We start from the raw sequence: 745 nt of genomic DNA on the forward strand, positions 1-745 counted from the left end.
GGCACCGCACTGGGCGCCAGCGCCGATGCCAGCGGTTTCGCCGCCTCGGCGGTGGGCGTGGGCGCCTACGCCGGCGGTGCGCAGGCGTCGGCCTTCGGCGCGGTGGCCAACGCCACCGGCGACTACGCCACGGCGGTCGGCACGCAGAGCGCGGCCACCGGCACCAGCAGCGTCGCGGTCGGCGGTCCGGCCGACCTGATTCCGGGGCTGGGCCTGTTCGTACAGACCCAGGCCAGCGGCGCCAATGCCGCCGCGTTCGGCGCCGGCGCGATCGCCTCGGGCGACGAATCCACCGCCAGCGGCAGCATGACCGAGGCCTCGGGCCTGCAGAGCACCGCGCTGGGCTACTTCGCCTATGCACCGGGCGACCATGCCAGCGCGCTGGGCGCGCAGTCCTGGGCCAGCGGCGCCAACAGCACCGCACTCGGCTACTACAGCACCGCGTTTGCGGCCGACAGCGTGGCGCTGGGCGCCAACGCGGTGGCGCGCCGGGCCAACACGGTCTCGGTCGGCGATGCCGGCAGCGAGCGGCAGGTCGTCAACGTCGCTGCGGGCACGCAGTCCACCGATGCGGTCAACCTCGCGCAACTGGATGCGGTGCGCGCCACCGCCGAAAGCACCTCCAAGTTCTTCGCCCACAGCGGCGGCGGCACGGTCGGCGCCTATGCCGACGGCGCCGGCGCGCTGGCCGCCGGCGATGCGGCCAATGCCTACGGCAGCGGCGCGGCGGCGTTCGGCAGCGGCA

The 745-nt window shown here is 75.3% G+C and carries 1 pseudogene; it reads left to right on the top strand.

What is annotated here, in order from left to right:
• A pseudogene (locus D588_RS25345) lies at positions 1 to 745 on the top strand (cell surface protein); the annotation flags it as partial.

This window comes from Xanthomonas sp. SHU 308, from assembly GCF_000364645.1.
Classification (GTDB): domain Bacteria; phylum Pseudomonadota; class Gammaproteobacteria; order Xanthomonadales; family Xanthomonadaceae; genus Xanthomonas_A; species Xanthomonas_A sontii.